The sequence below is a fragment of the Streptomyces sp. NBC_00250 genome (assembly GCF_036192275.1).
Classification (GTDB): domain Bacteria; phylum Actinomycetota; class Actinomycetes; order Streptomycetales; family Streptomycetaceae; genus Streptomyces.
Genome location: NZ_CP108088.1, coordinates 2,537,239 through 2,555,240, shown reverse-complemented (window position 1 = coordinate 2,555,240; position 18,002 = coordinate 2,537,239). Strand labels below are relative to the sequence as shown.

Here is an 18,002-nt window from a genome sequence, read left to right as displayed (position 1 = left end):
CCGCCGGACCGAACCCGGCCCGGCGGGGGCCGGTGTCGTCCACGCGGTCAGCGTGCGGCGACCCGGCGCAGGGGCTCCGTCGCGCCGCTCGCGGTCCTCGGCGTCAGCCGGCCGAGCTCGGACGGCTCCTCTCCGAGCGGCAGCGGAAGCGAATCGGAACTCGGACGACGGCCGACGCGGCCCTCACCGAGCACCTGCCAGCCCCCTCGGGTCAGCGTGATGTACGCGCCGCAGCGGAGTCCGTGCAAGGTGCAGGCGTCCCGGAGCCCCCACATCCAGGCTCCGTCCTCCTCCGTCCAGCGCTCGTCACCCTCGCGGCAGTACAGCAGGACCGCGGTCCGTACGGGGGCGCGCCTGCGGAGGTCGTGTGGAATGACCCGCCGCAGATGCGCGAGCAGAGCGTTCCGGAAATCCCAACCGTCCGCCGGGGCGGGGGCGGGCCGTCGGACGAACGAGGCGCTGGCTGCGAGCCGTTCCTCGTGATCCAGGATTGCGAGGACCGCCGTCGAGGGCGTGGGGGTATGGCGCGAGTGCAGGCCGCTGACGACCTCACGCGGGTTGCGCAGTAGAGGGATCCCCGCCGCGGACCACTCCGCCGGTTCGAGTATCCGAGCGAGGCGGTTGGCGGACTCGGACGAAGATCTGAGCGAGGTGGCTGTGGGCGGAGCGAATCCGAGGGTCACGGTCCTCCCTTCGGATACGCGCCCGCGAGGCGGGCAAGGTCGGGTGAGGGCGCACCACGGCACAACCCATCCGGACCGCTGACGGGGCGTGTTAGGCGGTTTCCCAATTCTTGCTGGCCCGTGCGCGAGCGGCAACGAGCAATTGAGGCCGCTGACGGGATTGCGTCGGTATGCCTTTCATATCCCTGCCCAGTTGCCCATTGTTCACTCCCCGTTTCCCCTCCTGTTTCACCCCTGGACGGCGAGCACCATCGGAAACACCCCTTCCGCTCCGGCCCGCCGCAGCAGCCGGGCCGCCACCGCCAGGGTCCACCCGCTGTCCGACAGATCGTCCACGAGGAGGACCGGCCCCCCGGCCGAGGCCAGTCGGCCGCTCAGCTCGGCGGAGACCGTCAGGGTCCGCTGCAGCCCGACCACCCGCTGGGCGCTGTTGGTTCGGGACAGCCTCGACTCCTCCGCCTCGGGCGCGTACTCCACCGCGCCGAGCAGCGGCATCCTGCCGATCTCGGCGATCCGCTGCCCGAGCGAACCCACCAGCCGGGGCCGGCGGTGGGAGGCGATCGTGACCACGCCGGCCGGCCGGGCAGGCGCGCCGGGCGCCCCGGAGGCCCAACCACCGGGCCCCTTGGCCCAGTCGGCGAGCACATGCACCACCGCCTGCACGACATCGTCCGGAACCGGACCGTCCGCGGCGCTGTCGGCCAGCAGCGGACGCAGTCGGTTGCCCCAGCCGATGTCCGAGAGCCGCCCCAGAGCCCGGCCGCCGAAAGCCTGCTCGCCGGGCGGGATACGGCCCTTCAGATCGACCCCGACCGCGGCGAGCCCGGTCGGCCACATCTTTCGGGGCTCGACCTCCACGCCCGGCCGACCCAGCTCGCCCTTGGCCGAGTCCAGCGCCGCGTCGGACACCTTCGGATCGAACCGGCTTCCCGCGCAGTTGTCACAGCGACCGCACGGCGCGGCCTCCTCGTCGTCCAGCTGACGGCGCAGGAACTCCATCCGGCACCCCGTCGCCGCCGCGTAGTCCCGCATCGCCTGCTGCTCGGCCGCTCGCTGCCGGGCCACCCAGGCGTACCGCTCCGTGTCGTACACCCAGGGCCGGCCGGTGCTCTCCCAGCCGCCCTTGACCCGCTTGACGGCCCCGTCCACGTCGAGGACCTTGAGCATCGTCTCCAGCCTGGTCCTGCGCAGTTCCACCAAGGGTTCCAGCGCGGGCAGGGACAAGGGCCTGCCCGCCTGCGCGAGCACGTCGATCGTGCGGCGCACCTGCTCCTCGGGCGGGAAGGCGACCGAGGCGAAGTAGCGCCAGATCGCCTCGTCCTCCTGCCCTGGAAGCAGCAGCACCTCCGCGTGCTCCACACCTCGCCCCGCCCGGCCGACCTGCTGGTAGTAGGCGATCGGGGAGGAGGGCGACCCGAGGTGCACCACGAAACCCAGGTCGGGCTTGTCGAAGCCCATGCCGAGGGCCGAGGTCGCCACGAGGGCCTTGACCCGGTTGGCCTGAAGATCGTCCTCCGCCTGCTGCCGGTCGGCGTTCTCCGTCCGGCCCGTGTACGAGGAGACCGTGTGCCCGCACTGGCGCAGATAGGCCGTGACCTCATCGGCCGCGGCGACCGTCAGCGTGTAGATGATTCCGGAGCCGGGCAGTTCGCCGAGGTGGTCGGCCAGCCAGGCGAGCCGATGGGCCGCGTCCGGCAGCCGGACCACGCCCAGGCTGAGACTCTCCCGGTCCAGCGGCCCGCGCAGCACCAGGGCGTCCGTGCCGGCGCCCGTACCCAGCTGGTCGGCCACGTCCGCCGTCACCCGGGCGTTCGCCGTGGCCGTGGTGGCGAGCACCGGAACCCCGGACGGCAGGTCGGCCAGCATCGTGCGCAAACGGCGGTAGTCGGGCCGGAAGTCGTGCCCCCAGTCCGAGATGCAGTGCGCCTCGTCGACCACGAGCAGCCCGGTGGCGGCCGCGAGCCGAGGGAGCACCTGGTCGCGGAAGTCGGGGTTGTTGAGCCGCTCGGGGCTCACCAGGAGCACGTCCACCTCGCCGGCGGACACCTCCTCCTGGACCGTGTCCCACTCCTCCGTGTTCGACGAGTTGATCGTCCGGGCGCGGATACCCGCCCGAGCGGCCGCCTCCACCTGGTTGCGCATCAGCGCGAGCAGGGGAGAGACGATCACCGTCGGGCCGCTGCCGCGCTCGCGGAGCAGTGAGGTCGCCACGAAGTACACGGCCGACTTGCCCCAGCCGGTCCGCTGCACCACCAGGGCCCGGCGCCGGTCGGCGACCAGGGCCTCGATGGCCCGCCACTGGTCCTCGCGCAGTCTCGCCTTGCCCGTCGGATCCGCGACGAGACGGGCGAGCACGGCATCGGCGGCGGTCCGGAGCGCGGCACGGTCTTCCAGGGGGTCTGCGTGGGTCATGCCTCCATGCAACCCGATGCCTCGGACATCGCGCGAATGAGCGCCGAACCTGTGGACAACTCTGCGGGATGACGGAAGCCCCGTTCCAGGAGTTATCCACAGGGGTTTCGGATTTCGGGAGATCACGAGACCGTCCTGACCATGAACGCGAATCACCACGAATCCAGCGGACCCTCCCGTACCCAGCAGATCGCCCTGCGCGGCCCGGCGGACCTCGCCGACGCCCTTCCCTTCGTGCTGGGCTTCCACCCCACCGACTCCGTCGTCCTGGTCGCCCTCCACGGCGAGCACGGCCGCTTCGGCGGCCGCGTCAGGCTCGGCATTCCCCGCTCGCCCCGCGAATGGGCGTCCACCGCCGATCACCTCGCCGAATGCCTCGTCGAGGGCGGCAGCAAGAGCGGCACCCGACCGGACGGCATCGTCGTCTTCCTCTGCCAGGACCCCGGAGCAGGCGAGACGGGCCGCCGGGTCATGGAACGACTGCGTCCCTTCGCCCAGCGACTGCGCACCGCATGCGGGGCCCTCGACATCCCGGTCTACGAGGCCCTCTGCATCTCCGACGGGCTCTTCTTCTCCTACTGCTGCCCCGACGCACGCTGCTGTCCGCCGGACGGCACCCCGCTCGCGCTCAGCGGTACGTCGGTGATGGCCGCGGCCGCGGCGTACGCCGGAGTCCAGGTGCGGGGCTCACTGCGAGACATGGAGGGCCGGTTCAAGCCGACCGGCGGGCCCGGGGAGGAAGAGCAGCGCGCGGCGCTCGACGCGACGGCCGCCTCGATCGTCCCCCGGATCCTCGAAGGCGCCGAGGGCAAGGGGCGGGAGGAGGTACGCGAGTCCACGCTGCGACTCGCCCGAGAGGTCCTTCGCAGGTTCGTCAACCCGAAGGGTGGGGCGAACCCGGCCGGCCGTTCCGGCAACCCGACGGGACTGCCGGGGTCGGCCACCACGGGGAGGGCCGTCGTCGGAACGGTCGAGGGCGACGCGGCCGACGACGCCCTGGTCGAGGCCGGGGAGGCGGCCGCACTGATCCTCGGCCTCCAGGACCGGATCACCCGCGACCGTGCCGCCGAATGGATGGAGGGCTGGGAAGGCACCGCGGCCCTGCGCCTCTGGCGCGTACTGGCCCGGCGCTGCGTCGCCCCCTACCAGGAGCACGCCGCCGCGCCGCTCACCCTCGCGGGCTGGGTGGCCTGGTCCACCGGCGACGAGCCGACCGCCCGGGTCGCCCTCGGACTCGCGCTCGACGCCGACCCCGAATACGTCTTCGCCCGACTGCTTCATCAGGCGTGCAACGAAGGGCTCGACCCCGAGTCGCTCCGATCCTGTCTGCGGACCGAGCGGGACGGCCGGACCGCCTCGGACCGGGCCGCTCCCGCCACCTCACGGCGGCTCCGGGCACGCACGGCCCGCCCGCAGAGCAGCCGAGGGACCCTCCGGAAGCCCGGTCGCCAGACCGGCGGAGGGGAGCGCCGTTCGGCGGCCGGAGTGCGGCCCGGGGGACCCGCCACGGGGAGGCCGGAGAGCGGGTCCCCGAGGCAAGGTGGACAGCGCGGCACCAGGAGCGGGCGATGAGGACCGTGACCCGGCCGCCCGTCGGCGCGTTCAGCTCTCTGGCGGAGTCGTCCGAACCGTCCCGCCGACACTCCGCCGGCCGCCCGGTTCGCACAGAGAGCACCCCGTACCCGCCATGGCCCTCAGCCCTGTACCGGCCCCCGGCCGCCCCACCGGTCACGCACCCGGCGGTCCCACCGGACCCCCCACCGGCCATGCCCCCGGGGGTCCCGCCGGACTCCCCACCGGCCAGGCGCCCGGACGTCCCGCGGGACGCCGGCCGGGCGCCGGAACCGGCGCCGTGCCCGCGCGCGCGGCGCGTCCCGCGGAGCTCCCCTCGGTGCACGGTGCGCTCCTCTGCGTGGCCCTGCCCGCCCTCGCCGTCTGCGCCGAGCACGGCCAGCTCACCGGTGAGGGCCCCGAGGGCGTGTACGCGGCGGGGCGACGGCTCCTATCCCGCTGCGTCCTGCGGGTGGCGGGGCGCGAGCCCGTCGCCCTCCAGGGCCGCATGGCGACCGCCGACCGAGCGGTGTTCCTCGGCGTCCTCCGTGTTCCCGGAGACCTCGGACCCGATCCCGGTCTCACCGTCGAACGCACCCGGAGCGCCGACGGGAGCGAACGGATCACCCTGCGCAGCGCCGTCGCCCGCCCCCTCCGGCTCCCGATGGAAATCGCTCTGGGCTCGGATCTCGCGGACCTGGGCGCGGTCGCGTCCGGCCGACCCGGACCCGAGCTCACAGCGAGCGTCCACGGCACCGGACTGCGCTGGACCGGCGACGACGGGCGGTCCGTCGCCGTCACGGCGGACCCGCCACCCATGGACGCCCTGGCGGCGGCGGGAGTCCTGCGCTGGGAAGCCGACCTGGCGCCGGGGGGCACGTTCACGGTCCGGTTACGGGTACGCGACGGCTCGCCCACCCGCCCCACCGGCTCTTCGGGCGCGGGCGCCGGACGGCCCGGTGGCCACGTCCTCGCCGAGGCCCTCGCCGAAGGTGACGACCGGCGTCCGGGGGAGCTGCTGCGCGCGTCCGTCGAGGACCTGCGGGCCCTGCTCCAGCGGGACCCGGCGCACCCGGCGGACGTCCACCTCGCGGCAGGAGTCCCCTGGCGCTGCGGACCGGTCACCGCCGAGGCGCTCTGGGCGGCCCGGATGGCCCTGCCCCTCGGTACCCGGCTCGCCGTCACCACCCTGCACGCCCTCGGGCGCACCCAACTCTCCGGCGGCGGATCCGAGTCCGGCCGTCTCCGCGGACCCCTCAGGGACGCCGGCCCGCATCTGCCGCCCCGCTGCACGGGCGTCGAGGCCACCCTGGCCTTTCCGGTCGTGCTCGCCGAGGCACGCCGCTGGGGATTGCCGGCAGCGGACCTGGACGAGCTGCTCCCCGTCGCGGAACGCTGCCTCGGCTGGCTGCTCCGGACGGTCGGCGCGAGCGGCCTCGTGCCGGACCCCGGCCCCGCCGGACCCTGGCGGGCCGAGACACAGGCACACGCGCATCGCGCGGCCCTGCTCGGAGCAGACCTGCTCGACGCCTGCGGGGGATCCGGGGGAGACGCGCTGCGGGACGCCGCCCGGACACTGCGTGAGCGGTTCCGACGGGAGTTCTGGCTCGACGACCCGGCGGGCGGCCGACCCGCCGTCGCCCGCGGACCCGACGGTCGGAGCTGGTCCCAGTTCGGCGGCTGGGCCGCGCATCTGCTCGACACCGGGCTGCTGGGCGGCGGCCGCCACGGGCAGGGCCTGCTGGACAGGACGGAGACCGAACAGGTGGCCAGGCTGCTCGGCACCCCGGCCCTGGACTCCGGCTGGGGGCTGCGCAGCCTGGGTGCCAAGGAGCCGGGACACAACCCCTTCGGTCACCGGGCGGGTGCGGTGCGGGTGCACGAGACGGCGGTCGCGGTGGCGGGACTCGCCGCCGTCGGCCACGAGAAGGAGGCCGCCGCCCTGCTGCGCGGGCTGCTCGACGCGGCGGAGGCCTTCACCTACCGGCTGCCCGAGATGTACGCGGGGGAACAGCGGACGGCCGGCGGGCGCCCGGTGCCGCACCCCGCCGCGTGTCGGCCGGCGGCCGTCGCGGCCTCCGGCGCGGTGCACGCACTGCTCGCGCTCGCCGGAATCCGGCCGGACGCGCCGGGCCGGTCCGTCTCGACGCATCCCCTGCGGTCGGCTCCGCTCGGAGCGATCCGCTTCTCGGGGCTCGTGGTCGCGGGTGAGCCGTTCGCGGTGCGGGTCGGCAGGCTCGGTCTCGGTATGGTCGAGGAGGCCGCAGAGGGCCTTCAGCTGGGGGTGTGACGGGATGCCGGTGACAGACACGACGGAAGCCTCGCGGCAGGGTGAGGAAGTCATCGGCGATGCTTCCGAGGGGCGTGCTTATCGTCAGGAAGACGACTATGATCGCGGCATGCCTCCCTACGACCCGTCGGCCTTTCCGCCCTTCGCCGTGACCGTCGATCTGGTCGTGCTCACCGTGCGCCGCCATGCGCTCTGCACCCTGGTCGTGCGGCGGGGGGAAGCGCCGTACCAGGGGCGTTGGGCGCTGCCCGGCGGCTTCGTGCGCGCGGACGAGGACCTCGGTGCCGCCGCCGCGCGCGAGCTGGTCGAGGAGACGGGTCTCTGCGCCCACGATCCGGCCGCTCCGCCGCCGGTGCCGAGCAACGGCGCGCACCTGGAGCAGCTGGCGACGTACGGGGCGCCCGACCGTGACCCGCGCATGCGGGTGGTCAGCGTCGCGCATCTGGCCCTCGCCCCGGACCTTCCCGCGCCGAGGGCCGGCGGCGACGCGAACAGCGCCCGTTGGGCCCCCGTCGAGGAGCTGCTCGGCGAGGACGCGCTCGCCGGGACCGCAGAGGCCGTCGGAGCGGCGGGGGAGTCGGTGGCCGAGGAGAAGGAAGGGGGGCCGGCGGCGCTCGCCTTCGACCACGCCCGGATCCTCGCCGACGGCGTGGAGCGTGCCCGCTCCAAGATCGAGTACTCCTCCCTGGCCACGGCCTTCTGCCCGCCGGAGTTCACGGTCGGAGAGCTGCGGCGCGTCTACGAGGCCGTCTGGGGCGTGGCCCTGGACCCGCGCAACTTCCACCGGAAGGTGACCGGCACGCCCGGCTTCCTGGTTCCCGCCGGTGGTACCACGACCCGTCAGGGCGGGCGCCCCGCCCAGCTCTTCCGGGCAGGTGGGGCCACTCTCCTCAACCCGCCGATGCTGCGTCCCGAGGTCTGACGGACCGGCACTTCCGGCGCCCCTGGGCGCCAACCCTGCGCCGAAAGTCCGAAATGTAGCGTTATCTTGCTGCGAAAGCGCCGCCCTGCCGCGGAGCGGTGTCATCTACCGCGAGAGAAGCGATGCTCCAGGCAATCGGACTGACCAGCACTCCCCTCCGCGATCGCCCGCCCGCCGTGGACGATCTGACCTTCGAGGCGCGGCCGGGTGCCGTGACCGCTCTCCTCGGCTCCTCGGGCTCAGGCAAGACCACCACGCTCCGGCTCATGCTCGAACTCGAGCCGGGACGCGGGATCACCTACTTCCGGGGCCGACCGCTGCACCGCATCGCCCACCCTCCGCGCGAGGTCGGCGTGCTCCTCGGCAACATCCCCGGGCACCCCTCCCGGACGCTCCGGGGCCAGTTGCGGATGCTCTGCGCCGCCACGGGGGTTCCCGTCTCACGGGCCGAGGAGCTGACACGGGCCGTCGGCCTCGACGGACTGGAGCGCCGAAGGATCGGCACCCTTCCGGTCGGGGCCGATCGCCGACTCGGCCTCGCCTCCGCAATGTTGGGCGGCCCCCACACCCTGCTGCTCGACGAGCCCGGCGCCGGCCTCTCCGCACCCGAGGGCGTCTGGCTGTACGAGCTCCTGCGGGCGCACGCGGACGCCGGCGGCACCGTGCTCTACACCACGGCCGACCCCAAGGACGCGGCCCGCAACGCCGACCGGGTCGTCACCCTCGACGGCGGGCGGCTCGTGGCCGACCAGGACGTCGCCGAGTTCGCCCGTACCCGGCTGCGGCCCCGGGTCGCCGTCCGCACCCCGCAGGCCGCGCGGCTGGCGGCGGTCGTGACCCAGGAGGCCAGGGCCGCCCGGCGCCCCGTCGAGGTCGTCGCCGAGGACGGCAATCGCCTGTCCGTCTACGGGAGCGACTGCGCGGCCGTCGGTGACACGGCGTTCCGCCACGGCGTGCCGATCCACCGGCTCGCCGCCGAGACGGGCGACACCGGGCCCGTTCCGCGTACCCGGGCGGGAGGCGTCCACCCGGACTCCGGCCACGAGGGCGAGGCCGCCGGGCCCCGTGAGGCCCCGGCCGGGGAGCCCGGTGGGGCCCGGAAGCCCGCCCGCTCGCCCCTGCGCCCGCTGCGGTACGAGATCCACCGGCTCCTGGGCGTGCCGTCCACCCCGCTCGTCGTGGCGGCCGTCCTGCTCGGCTCCGTGACCCTCGCCCTGCTCCTCGGGCGGGGCGGCCACGCCGCGCTGCCCGCCGTCCTCGCGGGCTGGCCCGCCCTCTCCCCGCTGCCGCCCGCGGCCCTCGGCGCCGGGCTGCTCGGCGCCTTCTCCTTCGGTGAGGAGTACCGCTACCCCGCGCTCACCACGGGCCGGGGAGCGGTGCCCCGCAGGCCCGGCCTCCTGCTGGCGAAGCTCGCCGTGGCGGCGGCCGTCGCCCTGCTGCTCGGGGCGGCCGTCGTGGTGGCGGATCTGGAGGCCCTGCGGTTCGTCTACGGCGGAGAGTTGATCTCCGTACCGAAGAACTGGCCGACTCTCTGTGCGAGTTGGCTCGGCCTGATGGTCGGCTGCGCCTGGGCCGGGGTGCTCGGTGCCGGGGTGTTCCGGGCGGCGGCGGCCGGGGTGGCGGCGGTCCTCGCGGTGCCGGTCGCCTTCGTCCCGCTGCTGCAGAAGGTGCTGACCGGGCCCTCGGTACGGTCGGCCGCCGGACTCCCCGCGCGGTTGCGCGAGTTCGCCGGTCCGCAGTGGTCACCCGCGGTGGACCGCTGGCTGACGGGCGGGCTGCGGGTGCTCGGGCAGCCCGCGGGAGTGGCTCTCTCGCTGACGTTGACCGGGTTGCTCTGCGCTTATGTGTTCACCGGCCTTCGCCGTAAGGCGCGTTGGTGATCACTTGCGGACCGAAAGGTTCCGGTTCGCGTCCAACTCCCTTGAAATCTAGCCGATATGTCCGATTAATCGTCAATTGTGTAGGGGGTGCCGATCACCCTTTCGTGTGCTTTTCACCAAAGACCTCAAGGGTCACGGAGGCAACGCCGACAAAGGATGCGTGAGTACCCTTGCGCACACCATGATGACCGCCGCCCGCTCCGTCGACTCCGGCCTCGGCGCCCCGGGCGATCTCGACCGCTACCCCTACGCGGAGGCGCCCGCCGCCGGCCGTGTGGGCCCGCCCTCCTGGGAGGGGGTGGACACCGACCTGGGCCGCGTCGGCCGCCGGAGCACCGGCAACCGGGGGCGCGGGCTGCACGGCCAGCTCGTCCAGCAGCTCGGCCAGATGATCGTCTCCGGCGACCTCGGGGCCGACCGCCCGCTCGTCCCCGAAGAGATCGGCCAGCGGTTCGAGGTCTCGCGCACCGTCGTCCGCGAGTCCCTGCGCGTCCTGGAGGCGAAGGGGCTGGTCAGCGCCCGCCCGAACGTCGGAACCCGCGTCAGGCCCGTCAGCGACTGGAACCTCCTCGACCCCGACATCATCGAGTGGCGGGCCTTCGGCCCGCAGCGCGACGACCAGCGCCGCGAGCTGAACGAGCTGCGCTGGACGATCGAGCCCCTGGCCGCCCGCCTCGCCGCCGGGCACGGCCGCGAGGACGTGCAGCAGCGTCTCGCCGACATGGTCGAGATCATGGGCCACGCGTTCGCGCAGGGAGACGGCATCACGTTCTCCCGCGCCGACACCGAGTTCCACTCGCTCCTCATCCAGCTCGCCGGGAACCGGATGCTGGAGCACCTCTCCGGCATCGTCGCCGCCGCGCTCCAGGTGTCCGGCGGCCCCGTCACGGGCTGCGACCGTCCGAGCGAGGCCTGCCTCTCCCACCACGCCCGGATCGTGGACGCGCTCGCCGCGGGCGACGCCCTCGGTGCCGAGACGGCCATGCGGGCCCTGCTCACGGTCCACCCCGAGGTGGACCGCGTCGTCCCCGCCCCCCGCGAACACTGACCCGCGGGCCGTGGCCGGGAGCGCCGAGGCGCGGACATCGCGTGCCGCCGGGTCCGAGCGGCACCCGGGGAGCCCGGAAGGGTTTCCCGGGTGGTGCCAGGATTCCGGCGGCGTGAATGTACGCTGATATATCCCTCTGCGTCGGTTTGTCGCACATGAGGTGTGACTCGGGCCACGAAGATTGGGCGTAACACTCCTCCGAGCCGTGCGATGACCTAAGAGGTGACAGCCGAGGAAGGAATACAGCAGCCGATGGAGGCGCTGTGCAGTTCCCCGGTCCAGCCCGCGCCGTCGGCACATTCCCCGTCGACGGTCGTCGGCTCCAGCCCGATCCCGGGCGGGGCCGGAAGCCGTTTCCATCGTTCCGAGAGGTTGTTCGTGTCGGCCAGCACATCCCGTACGCTCCCGCCGGAGATCGCCGAGTCCGAGTCTGTGATGGCGCTCATCGAGCGGGGAAAGGCTGATGGGCAGATCGCCGGCGATGACGTGCGTCGGGCCTTCGAGGCTGACCAGATTCCGCCAACCCAGTGGAAGAATGTTCTGCGCAGCCTCAATCAGATCCTCGAGGAAGAGGGTGTGACGCTGATGGTCAGTGCAGCGGAGTCGCCGAAGCGCGCCCGCAAGAGCGTCGCAGCGAAGAGCCCGGCCAAGCGCACCGCCACCAAGACCGTCACCGCCAGGACGACCGTGACGAAGACGACCGTCACGGCCGCCACGGCCTCCGCGGCAGAGGGCGCAGACCCGGCCGACGAGGCCGGATCCGCCGCCAAGAAGGCGGCCGCGAAGAAGACCGTCGCCAAGAAGACGGTGGCCAAGAAGACCGTCGCGAAGAAGACGGCGGCAAAGAAGACCACGTCCAAGAAGGACGCCGACGAGATCGTCGAGGGCGAAGAGCTGCTCGAGGACGTCGCGCCCGGCAAGGGCGAGGAAGAAGAGACCGAGGGCGAGAGCAAGGGCTTCGTCCTGTCCGACGAGGACGAGGACGACGCTCCGGCGCAGCAGGTCGCCGTCGCCGGTGCCACCGCCGACCCGGTCAAGGACTACCTGAAGCAGATCGGCAAGGTCCCGCTCCTCAACGCCGAGCAGGAGGTCGAGCTCGCCAAGCGCATCGAGGCCGGCCTGTTCGCCGAGGACAAGCTCGCCAACTCGGACAAGCTCGCGCCGAAGCTCAAGCGCGAGCTGGAGATCATCGCCGAGGACGGCCGCCGCGCCAAGAACCACCTCCTGGAGGCCAACCTCCGTCTGGTGGTCTCCCTGGCCAAGCGCTACACCGGCCGCGGCATGCTCTTCCTGGACCTGATCCAGGAGGGCAACCTGGGTCTGATCCGCGCGGTCGAGAAGTTCGACTACACCAAGGGCTACAAGTTCTCCACGTACGCCACCTGGTGGATCCGTCAGGCGATCACCCGCGCCATGGCCGACCAGGCCCGCACCATCCGTATCCCGGTGCACATGGTCGAGGTCATCAACAAGCTCGCGCGCGTGCAGCGCCAGATGCTCCAGGACCTGGGCCGTGAGCCCACCCCGGAGGAGCTGGCCAAGGAGCTCGACATGACCCCTGAGAAGGTCATCGAGGTCCAGAAGTACGGCCGCGAGCCGATCTCCCTCCACACCCCGCTGGGTGAGGACGGCGACAGCGAGTTCGGCGACCTGATCGAGGACTCCGAGGCGGTCGTTCCGGCCGACGCGGTGAGCTTCACGCTCCTCCAGGAGCAGCTGCACTCGGTGCTCGACACGCTCTCCGAGCGTGAGGCCGGCGTCGTCTCGATGCGCTTCGGTCTCACCGACGGCCAGCCGAAGACGCTGGACGAGATCGGCAAGGTCTACGGCGTGACCCGCGAGCGGATCCGTCAGATCGAGTCGAAGACGATGTCGAAGCTGCGTCACCCGTCGCGTTCGCAGGTGCTGCGCGACTACCTCGACTGATCCGTATCCCGACGTCCGTGCGAGCTGCGGACACGAGGCATGGAGCGGTACGCGGAAGGGCCCGGTTCCCCGAGGGGGAGCCGGGCCCTCCGGCTGTGCGGGGGTGCACGGCGCGGTCGCGTGTTGGACGCTGGGTGAACCGACATCACCGGAGAGTCAGGAGGCTCCATGCGTGGTTCCCTCACCCGAGCATTGACGGGTGCTCTGGGCCTGATCGCAGCGGCGGCGGGGCAGCTGGCCACTGCCGCACCCGTGGCCGCCGACAGCGTCGTGGTGGGCGGCCGGCAGGCCCAGATCGCCGACGCGCCGTGGGTCGTGGCACTGTCCAGCCGTGACCGGTTCGGGGGTACGCGCGCGGGGCAGTTCTGCGGGGGCGTGCTCGTGGCGCCGACCAAGGTGCTCACGGCGGCCCACTGCCTGGGCCGCGAGGTGCTCGGCGGCGAGCCGTGGGAGGTGCGCGACTTCGTCGTCATCGCGGGCCGGGCCGCGCTGGGCGGGCAGGGCGGCCAGGAGGTGCGGATCTCGGACACCTGGGTCAATCCCGACTACGACCCGACGACCAACTCGGGCGATCTCGCGGTCCTGACGCTCGTCAGCGCTCTGCCGCAGTCCTACGTGATCGGCGTCGCTCGTGCGGGAGACGCGGCGTACACGCCCGGTACGGAGGCGGACGTCTACGGCTGGGGTGACACGACCGGCAGCGGGACCTATGCCTCCACGCTGCGGACGGCGCGGGTCCAGGTGCTGCCGGACAGCGCGTGCGAGCGGGCGTACCCGGGCGGATTCGGCGTCCCGTACCGGAGCGACACGATGCTGTGCGCGGGCGACCCGCAGGGCGGCAAGGACGCGTGCCAGGGGGACAGCGGAGGCCCGCTCGTGGCGAAGGGGCTGCTCGTCGGCCTGGTGTCCTGGGGCAGCGGTTGCGGGCAGGCGGAGAACCCGGGTGTGTACACCCGAGTCTCGGCGGTGCTGCCGGCGCGCTTCTGATCAGCGCCGCTGATCGGGGCCTCTGACCAGGGGTTCTGGCCGGGTTCTCCGGCCAGGCCCGCCGGTCGGGCCCGCTGCCGGGTCCCGGCGGTGATCGGTCCAGGACGCGCGGGATACGAGAACGGGCGGCCACTCCCCTCGGAATGCGGGGGTGGCCGCCCGAAGTCCGGTCAGTGGCCGGATCTGGGCTCGTCGTGGATGCGAGGCGTCAGTGGTCGTCGCCCATCGTGCGGGCCGGCACGTCCGTCAGGCGGTCCGTCTCATCCTGTATCTCAACGGCGATCTTCTTGAGTTCCGGCTCGAACTTACGTCCGTGGTGGGCGCAGAAGAGCAAGTCACCTCCGCTGGTCAGGACAACACGCAGGTATGCCTGGGCGCCGCAGCGGTCGCAGCGGTCAGCGGCCGTCAGGGGGCTCGCGGGGGTCAGAACAGTAGTCACGTCGCCTCTTCTCTAGCTCGACGAGCTGTCGTACCAGGGTCAACATCCAACCAGGCCGAAAACGTTCCCGCTCGCGGCTTTTCCTTGAAACTTCTTCCGAGGTGGCTGTCTGCTGCCGGTTGGCGGCGAATGAGCCGTATTGCGTCGCTCTACGGATTTCGCGTTGCTTGTGTCGGTCAGTCCTCCCGGCGTGGTTGCCGGTTGTTGATGAGGACGTGCCCGGAGCCTAAATGGTTCATGCCTGGAAGGGAACGTGATGTTCGCGTCACCCCATCGAGGGATCGAACATCCATACGACGCTGGACTAGCATGAGGAATCGGGGAGGGTGGCGTGACAACGGCTCTACCAGGCATCGGTACCCTCTGACCGGTGACCGACGCCGGGCCTTACCCCATCGGGCCAGATTTCAAATTCAGCGAGGAGCGAACCGCGTGACCGCCGAAACGTCCGTGCCGTCCAGTGCGCTGCTGACCGCAGACCGTGACGCTTCCAACTACACCGCGCGGCACCTGCTCGTACTCGAAGGGCTCGAAGCGGTCCGCAAGCGCCCCGGTATGTACATCGGGTCCACCGACAGCCGCGGCCTGATGCACTGCATCTGGGAGATCATCGACAACTCGGTCGACGAGGCCCTCGGGGGCTACTGCGACCACATCGAGGTCATCCTCCACGACGACGGATCCGTGGAGGTCCAGGACAACGGCCGGGGCATCCCGGTCGACGTCGAGCCGAAGACCGGACTCTCCGGAGTCGAGGTCGTCATGACCAAGCTGCACGCCGGCGGAAAGTTCGGCGGCGGATCGTACGCCGCGTCCGGCGGTCTGCACGGCGTCGGCGCCTCCGTGGTCAACGCCCTCTCGGCCCGTCTCGACGTCGAGGTCGACCGGAACAGCGCCACGCACACGATCAGCTTCCGCCGTGGCGTCCCGGGCATCTTCACGGAGCAGGGCCCCGACAGCCCCTTCGATCCGGGCAACGGCCTGCTCAAGGGCAAGCGCGTCCCCAAGACCCGCACCGGTACGCGGGTGCGCTACTGGGCGGACCGGCAGATCTTCCTCAAGGACGCCAAGCTCTCCCTGGAGACGCTGCACCAGCGCGCCCGGCAGACCGCCTTCCTCGTCCCCGGCCTCACCATCGTCGTCCGCGACGAGCGGGACCTGGCGGGGATCGGCAAGAGCGAGGAGACCTTCCGCTTCGACGGCGGCATCAGCGAGTTCTGCGAGTACCTCGCGCAGGACAAGGCCGTCTGCGACATCCAGCGCCTCACCGGCCAGGGCACCTTCAAGGAGACCGTCCCGGTCCTCGACGAGCGGGGCCACATGACCCCGACCGAGGTCACCCGCGAGCTCGCCGTCGACGTCGCCCTGCGCTGGGGCACCGGCTACGACTCGACGGTCAAGTCCTTCGTCAACATCATCGCCACCCCCAAGGGCGGCACCCACGTCTCGGGATTCGAGCAGGCCATCACCAAGACGGTGAACGAGGTCCTGCGCTCGGCGAAGATGCTGCGCGTCGCCGAGGACGACATCGTCAAGGACGACGCCCTGGAAGGGCTCACGGCCGTCGTGACGGTCCGCCTCGCCGAGCCGCAGTTCGAGGGGCAGACCAAGGAGGTCCTCGGCACGTCCGCGGCCCGCCGGATCGTGGCGAACGTGGTCGCCAAGGAGCTCAAGGCCTTCCTCACCTCCACCAAGCGGGACGCCAAGGCGCAGGCCCGTGCCGTCCTGGACAAGGCCGTAGCCGCCGCCCGTACCCGGATCGCGGCCCGCCAGCACAAGGACGCGCAGCGCCGGAAGACCGCGCTCGAGTCCTCCTCGCTGCCGGCCAAGCTGGCCGACTGCCGCAGCGACGACGTGGAGCGCAGCGAGCTCTTCATCGTCGAGGGCGACTCGGCCCTCGGTACGGCCAAGCTCGCCCGCAACAGCGAGTTCCAGGCCCTGCTGCCGATCCGCGGCAAGATCCTCAACGTCCAGAAGTCGTCCGTCTCGGACATGCTGAAGAACGCCGAGTGCGGGGCGATCATCCAGGTCATAGGAGCGGGCTCGGGCCGCACCTTCGACATCGACGCGGCCCGCTACGGGAAGATCGTCCTGCTGGTCGACGCCGACGTCGACGGCGCCCACATCCGCTGTCTGCTGCTGACGCTCTTCCAGCGCTACATGCGGCCGATGGTCGAGGCCGGGCGGGTCTTCGCCGCCGTGCCCCCGCTGCACCGGATCGAGCTCGTCCAGCCCAAGAAGGGCCAGGACAAGTACGTCTACACGTACTCCGACAACGAGCTGCGCCAGACTCTGCTCGAGTACCAGCGCAAGGGGGTCCGCTACAAGGACTCCATCCAGCGCTACAAGGGCCTGGGCGAGATGGACGCCGACCAGCTCGCGGAGACCACGATGGACCCGCGTCACCGCACCCTGCGCCGGATCAACATCGGCGACCTGGACGCGGCGGAGCAGGTCTTCGACCTCCTCATGGGCAACGACGTGGCGCCCCGCAAGGAGTTCATCACCGGCTCCGCGGCGACCCTCGACCGCTCGCGCATCGACGCCTGAGGCGCTCCACCCGTGGGTGGAGCAGAACGCTCCACCCACGGGCCGATCACACGTCCGGCGACTCTCCGTAACATGGGAAATGTCGGAGGGGGACGGACATGGAGGAGACGCGCGACCGAGCGCGCACGAGGAGTGGTGAGGCCCTGGGGGGTTCCTGGAAGGCCTGGCCGTCACGGGAGGCGCTCACCCGCCTGGGAGTACCCCGGGGGCGCATCGTCCTCGACTACTGCCTGATCGCGGGCCTGAGCGTCTGGGTACTGAGCGGCTGCTACACCTCGGGGGCTTTCGACGGTTGGTACGCGCCCGTGCCTCCGATCGGGTTCGGGCTCTGTGTGATGGCCGCCCTGGCCTACCACCACACGACCTTGGGCCACCGGCTGCCGGCCTCGCTGGGGCTCCTGGCGGTGATAGCTCTCTGTGGTCTCGGGGCCTACGCGGCCGGCGCTCCGACGTCCGCGACCGTGATGTGGATAGTCGTCTCGGTCATGGCGATGGAGCGACTGCCGCTTCCGGTCGGCCTCGCCACCGTGGCGGTGCTCGTCACCGGCTTCGTGGAGGCCGACGAGACCGGGATACTCGGAGCGGGTGTCACCACCGCGGCCGTGCTTCTCGCTGGTTACTCACTCCGGCTGGACGCCCAGGCCCGCGGTGCGGGGTTCCAGCTGCTCGCCCAGGAGCGACTCGCCCGGGAGGCCGAGGCCGCTTCGGCGGCGCTCGCCGAGCGGGCCAGGATCGCCCGCGAGATACACGACGTGCTCGCGCACAGCCTCTCCGCGCAGATGGTGCATCTGGAGGTCGCACGGCTCCAGATCGAGTCGGGATCGGAGAGGTCGGAGATCCTCAAGCTCGTTACCTCGGCCCGCTCCATGGCCAAGGAAGGCCTCGCCGAGACCCGGCACGCGCTGTCGGCGCTGCGCGGTGACATGGTGCCCGTAGAGGACTACCTGCGGGACCTGGCACGGGAGGACCGCGCCCAGGTCGACGTCACGGGCGAGCGCCGGGACCTGCCCGCCGAAGCGTCCCAGGCAGTACGACGAGTGGCACAGGAGGCTCTCACCAATGTCCGCAAGCACGCCCCGGGAGCCCGGACCCGGATCCGGCTCGCCTACGAGGTGGACCGGATCTCCCTGGAGATATGTGACTCCGGGCCACCTCCGACGGCAGAGGGCGGTCCCGACGGGTACGAGCTCGGCTCCTCCGGCTCCGGATACGGGCTGCGCGGCATGAGGGAGCGTGCCGAACTGCTGGGCGGCAGCCTGGACGCGGGGCCGGAGGGCCAGGGGTTCGCGGTGCGGCTGCGGGTGCCGGCATGAG

General features: G+C 72.1%; 12 protein-coding genes. 9 read left to right on the top strand and 3 right to left on the bottom strand.

Features of this window, described 5'->3' with window-relative positions:
- Positions 1-47: 47 nt before the first annotated feature.
- On the bottom strand, positions 48-683 hold the full coding sequence (locus tag OG259_RS11360) for a hypothetical protein (RefSeq protein WP_328942173.1): 636 nt from the start codon (positions 681-683) through the stop codon (positions 48-50).
- A 228-nt stretch (positions 684-911) separates the two neighbouring features.
- Positions 912-3,095, bottom strand: coding sequence for a RecQ family ATP-dependent DNA helicase (locus tag OG259_RS11355; RefSeq protein ID WP_328942172.1), 2,184 nt, complete (start codon positions 3,093-3,095; stop codon positions 912-914).
- A 141-nt stretch (positions 3,096-3,236) separates the two neighbouring features.
- Here OG259_RS11355 and OG259_RS11350 point away from each other — a divergent pair, with 141 nt between their 5' ends.
- The 7 genes from OG259_RS11350 to OG259_RS11320 all read left to right on the top strand — a co-directional run bounded on the left by OG259_RS11350 (position 3,237) and on the right by OG259_RS11320 (position 13,699).
- Entirely contained in the window at positions 3,237-4,667 is a 1,431-nt protein-coding gene (locus OG259_RS11350; RefSeq protein ID WP_328942171.1) for a DUF4192 domain-containing protein, read from the top strand.
- Between the two features lie 115 nt (positions 4,668-4,782).
- Positions 4,783-6,936: a glycogen debranching N-terminal domain-containing protein gene (locus tag OG259_RS11345; RefSeq protein ID WP_328942170.1), complete on the top strand. Its 2,154-nt coding sequence runs from the start codon at positions 4,783-4,785 to the stop codon at positions 6,934-6,936.
- 109 nt (positions 6,937-7,045) lie between these two features.
- A complete protein-coding gene (locus OG259_RS11340; RefSeq protein ID WP_328942169.1) occupies positions 7,046-7,858 on the top strand; it encodes an NUDIX hydrolase in 813 nt (270 codons plus the stop codon).
- A 122-nt stretch (positions 7,859-7,980) separates the two neighbouring features.
- Positions 7,981-9,738, top strand: a complete 1,758-nt coding sequence (locus OG259_RS11335; RefSeq protein ID WP_328942168.1) for an ABC transporter ATP-binding protein — start codon at positions 7,981-7,983, stop codon at positions 9,736-9,738.
- A gap of 160 nt (positions 9,739-9,898) precedes the next feature.
- Positions 9,899-10,786, top strand: a complete 888-nt coding sequence (locus OG259_RS11330; RefSeq protein ID WP_328942167.1) for a FadR/GntR family transcriptional regulator — start codon at positions 9,899-9,901, stop codon at positions 10,784-10,786.
- A 378-nt stretch (positions 10,787-11,164) separates the two neighbouring features.
- Entirely contained in the window at positions 11,165-12,712 is a 1,548-nt protein-coding gene (locus tag OG259_RS11325; protein WP_328942166.1) for an RNA polymerase sigma factor, read from the top strand.
- Positions 12,713-12,880: 168 nt separating this feature from the next.
- Positions 12,881-13,699 (top strand): S1 family serine peptidase, encoded by an 819-nt coding sequence (locus tag OG259_RS11320; protein WP_328942165.1) that lies wholly within the window; start codon positions 12,881-12,883, stop codon positions 13,697-13,699.
- Between the two features lie 208 nt (positions 13,700-13,907).
- Here the strand turns inward: OG259_RS11320 and OG259_RS11315 are convergent, their stop codons facing one another.
- Positions 13,908-14,138: a DUF7455 domain-containing protein gene (locus OG259_RS11315; protein WP_189832487.1), complete on the bottom strand. Its 231-nt coding sequence runs from the start codon at positions 14,136-14,138 to the stop codon at positions 13,908-13,910.
- Between the two features lie 432 nt (positions 14,139-14,570).
- Here OG259_RS11315 and OG259_RS11310 point away from each other — a divergent pair, with 432 nt between their 5' ends.
- Both OG259_RS11310 and OG259_RS11305 read left to right on the top strand, forming a co-directional pair.
- The gene (locus OG259_RS11310) at positions 14,571-16,688 is read left to right on the top strand and encodes a DNA gyrase/topoisomerase IV subunit B (protein WP_328942164.1); all 2,118 of its coding nucleotides are present in this window, start codon (positions 14,571-14,573) and stop codon (positions 16,686-16,688) included.
- A gap of 98 nt (positions 16,689-16,786) precedes the next feature.
- Positions 16,787-18,001, top strand: coding sequence for a sensor histidine kinase (locus OG259_RS11305; RefSeq protein WP_328942163.1), 1,215 nt, complete (start codon positions 16,787-16,789; stop codon positions 17,999-18,001).
- The last annotated feature ends 1 nt before the right edge of the window (position 18,002 follow it).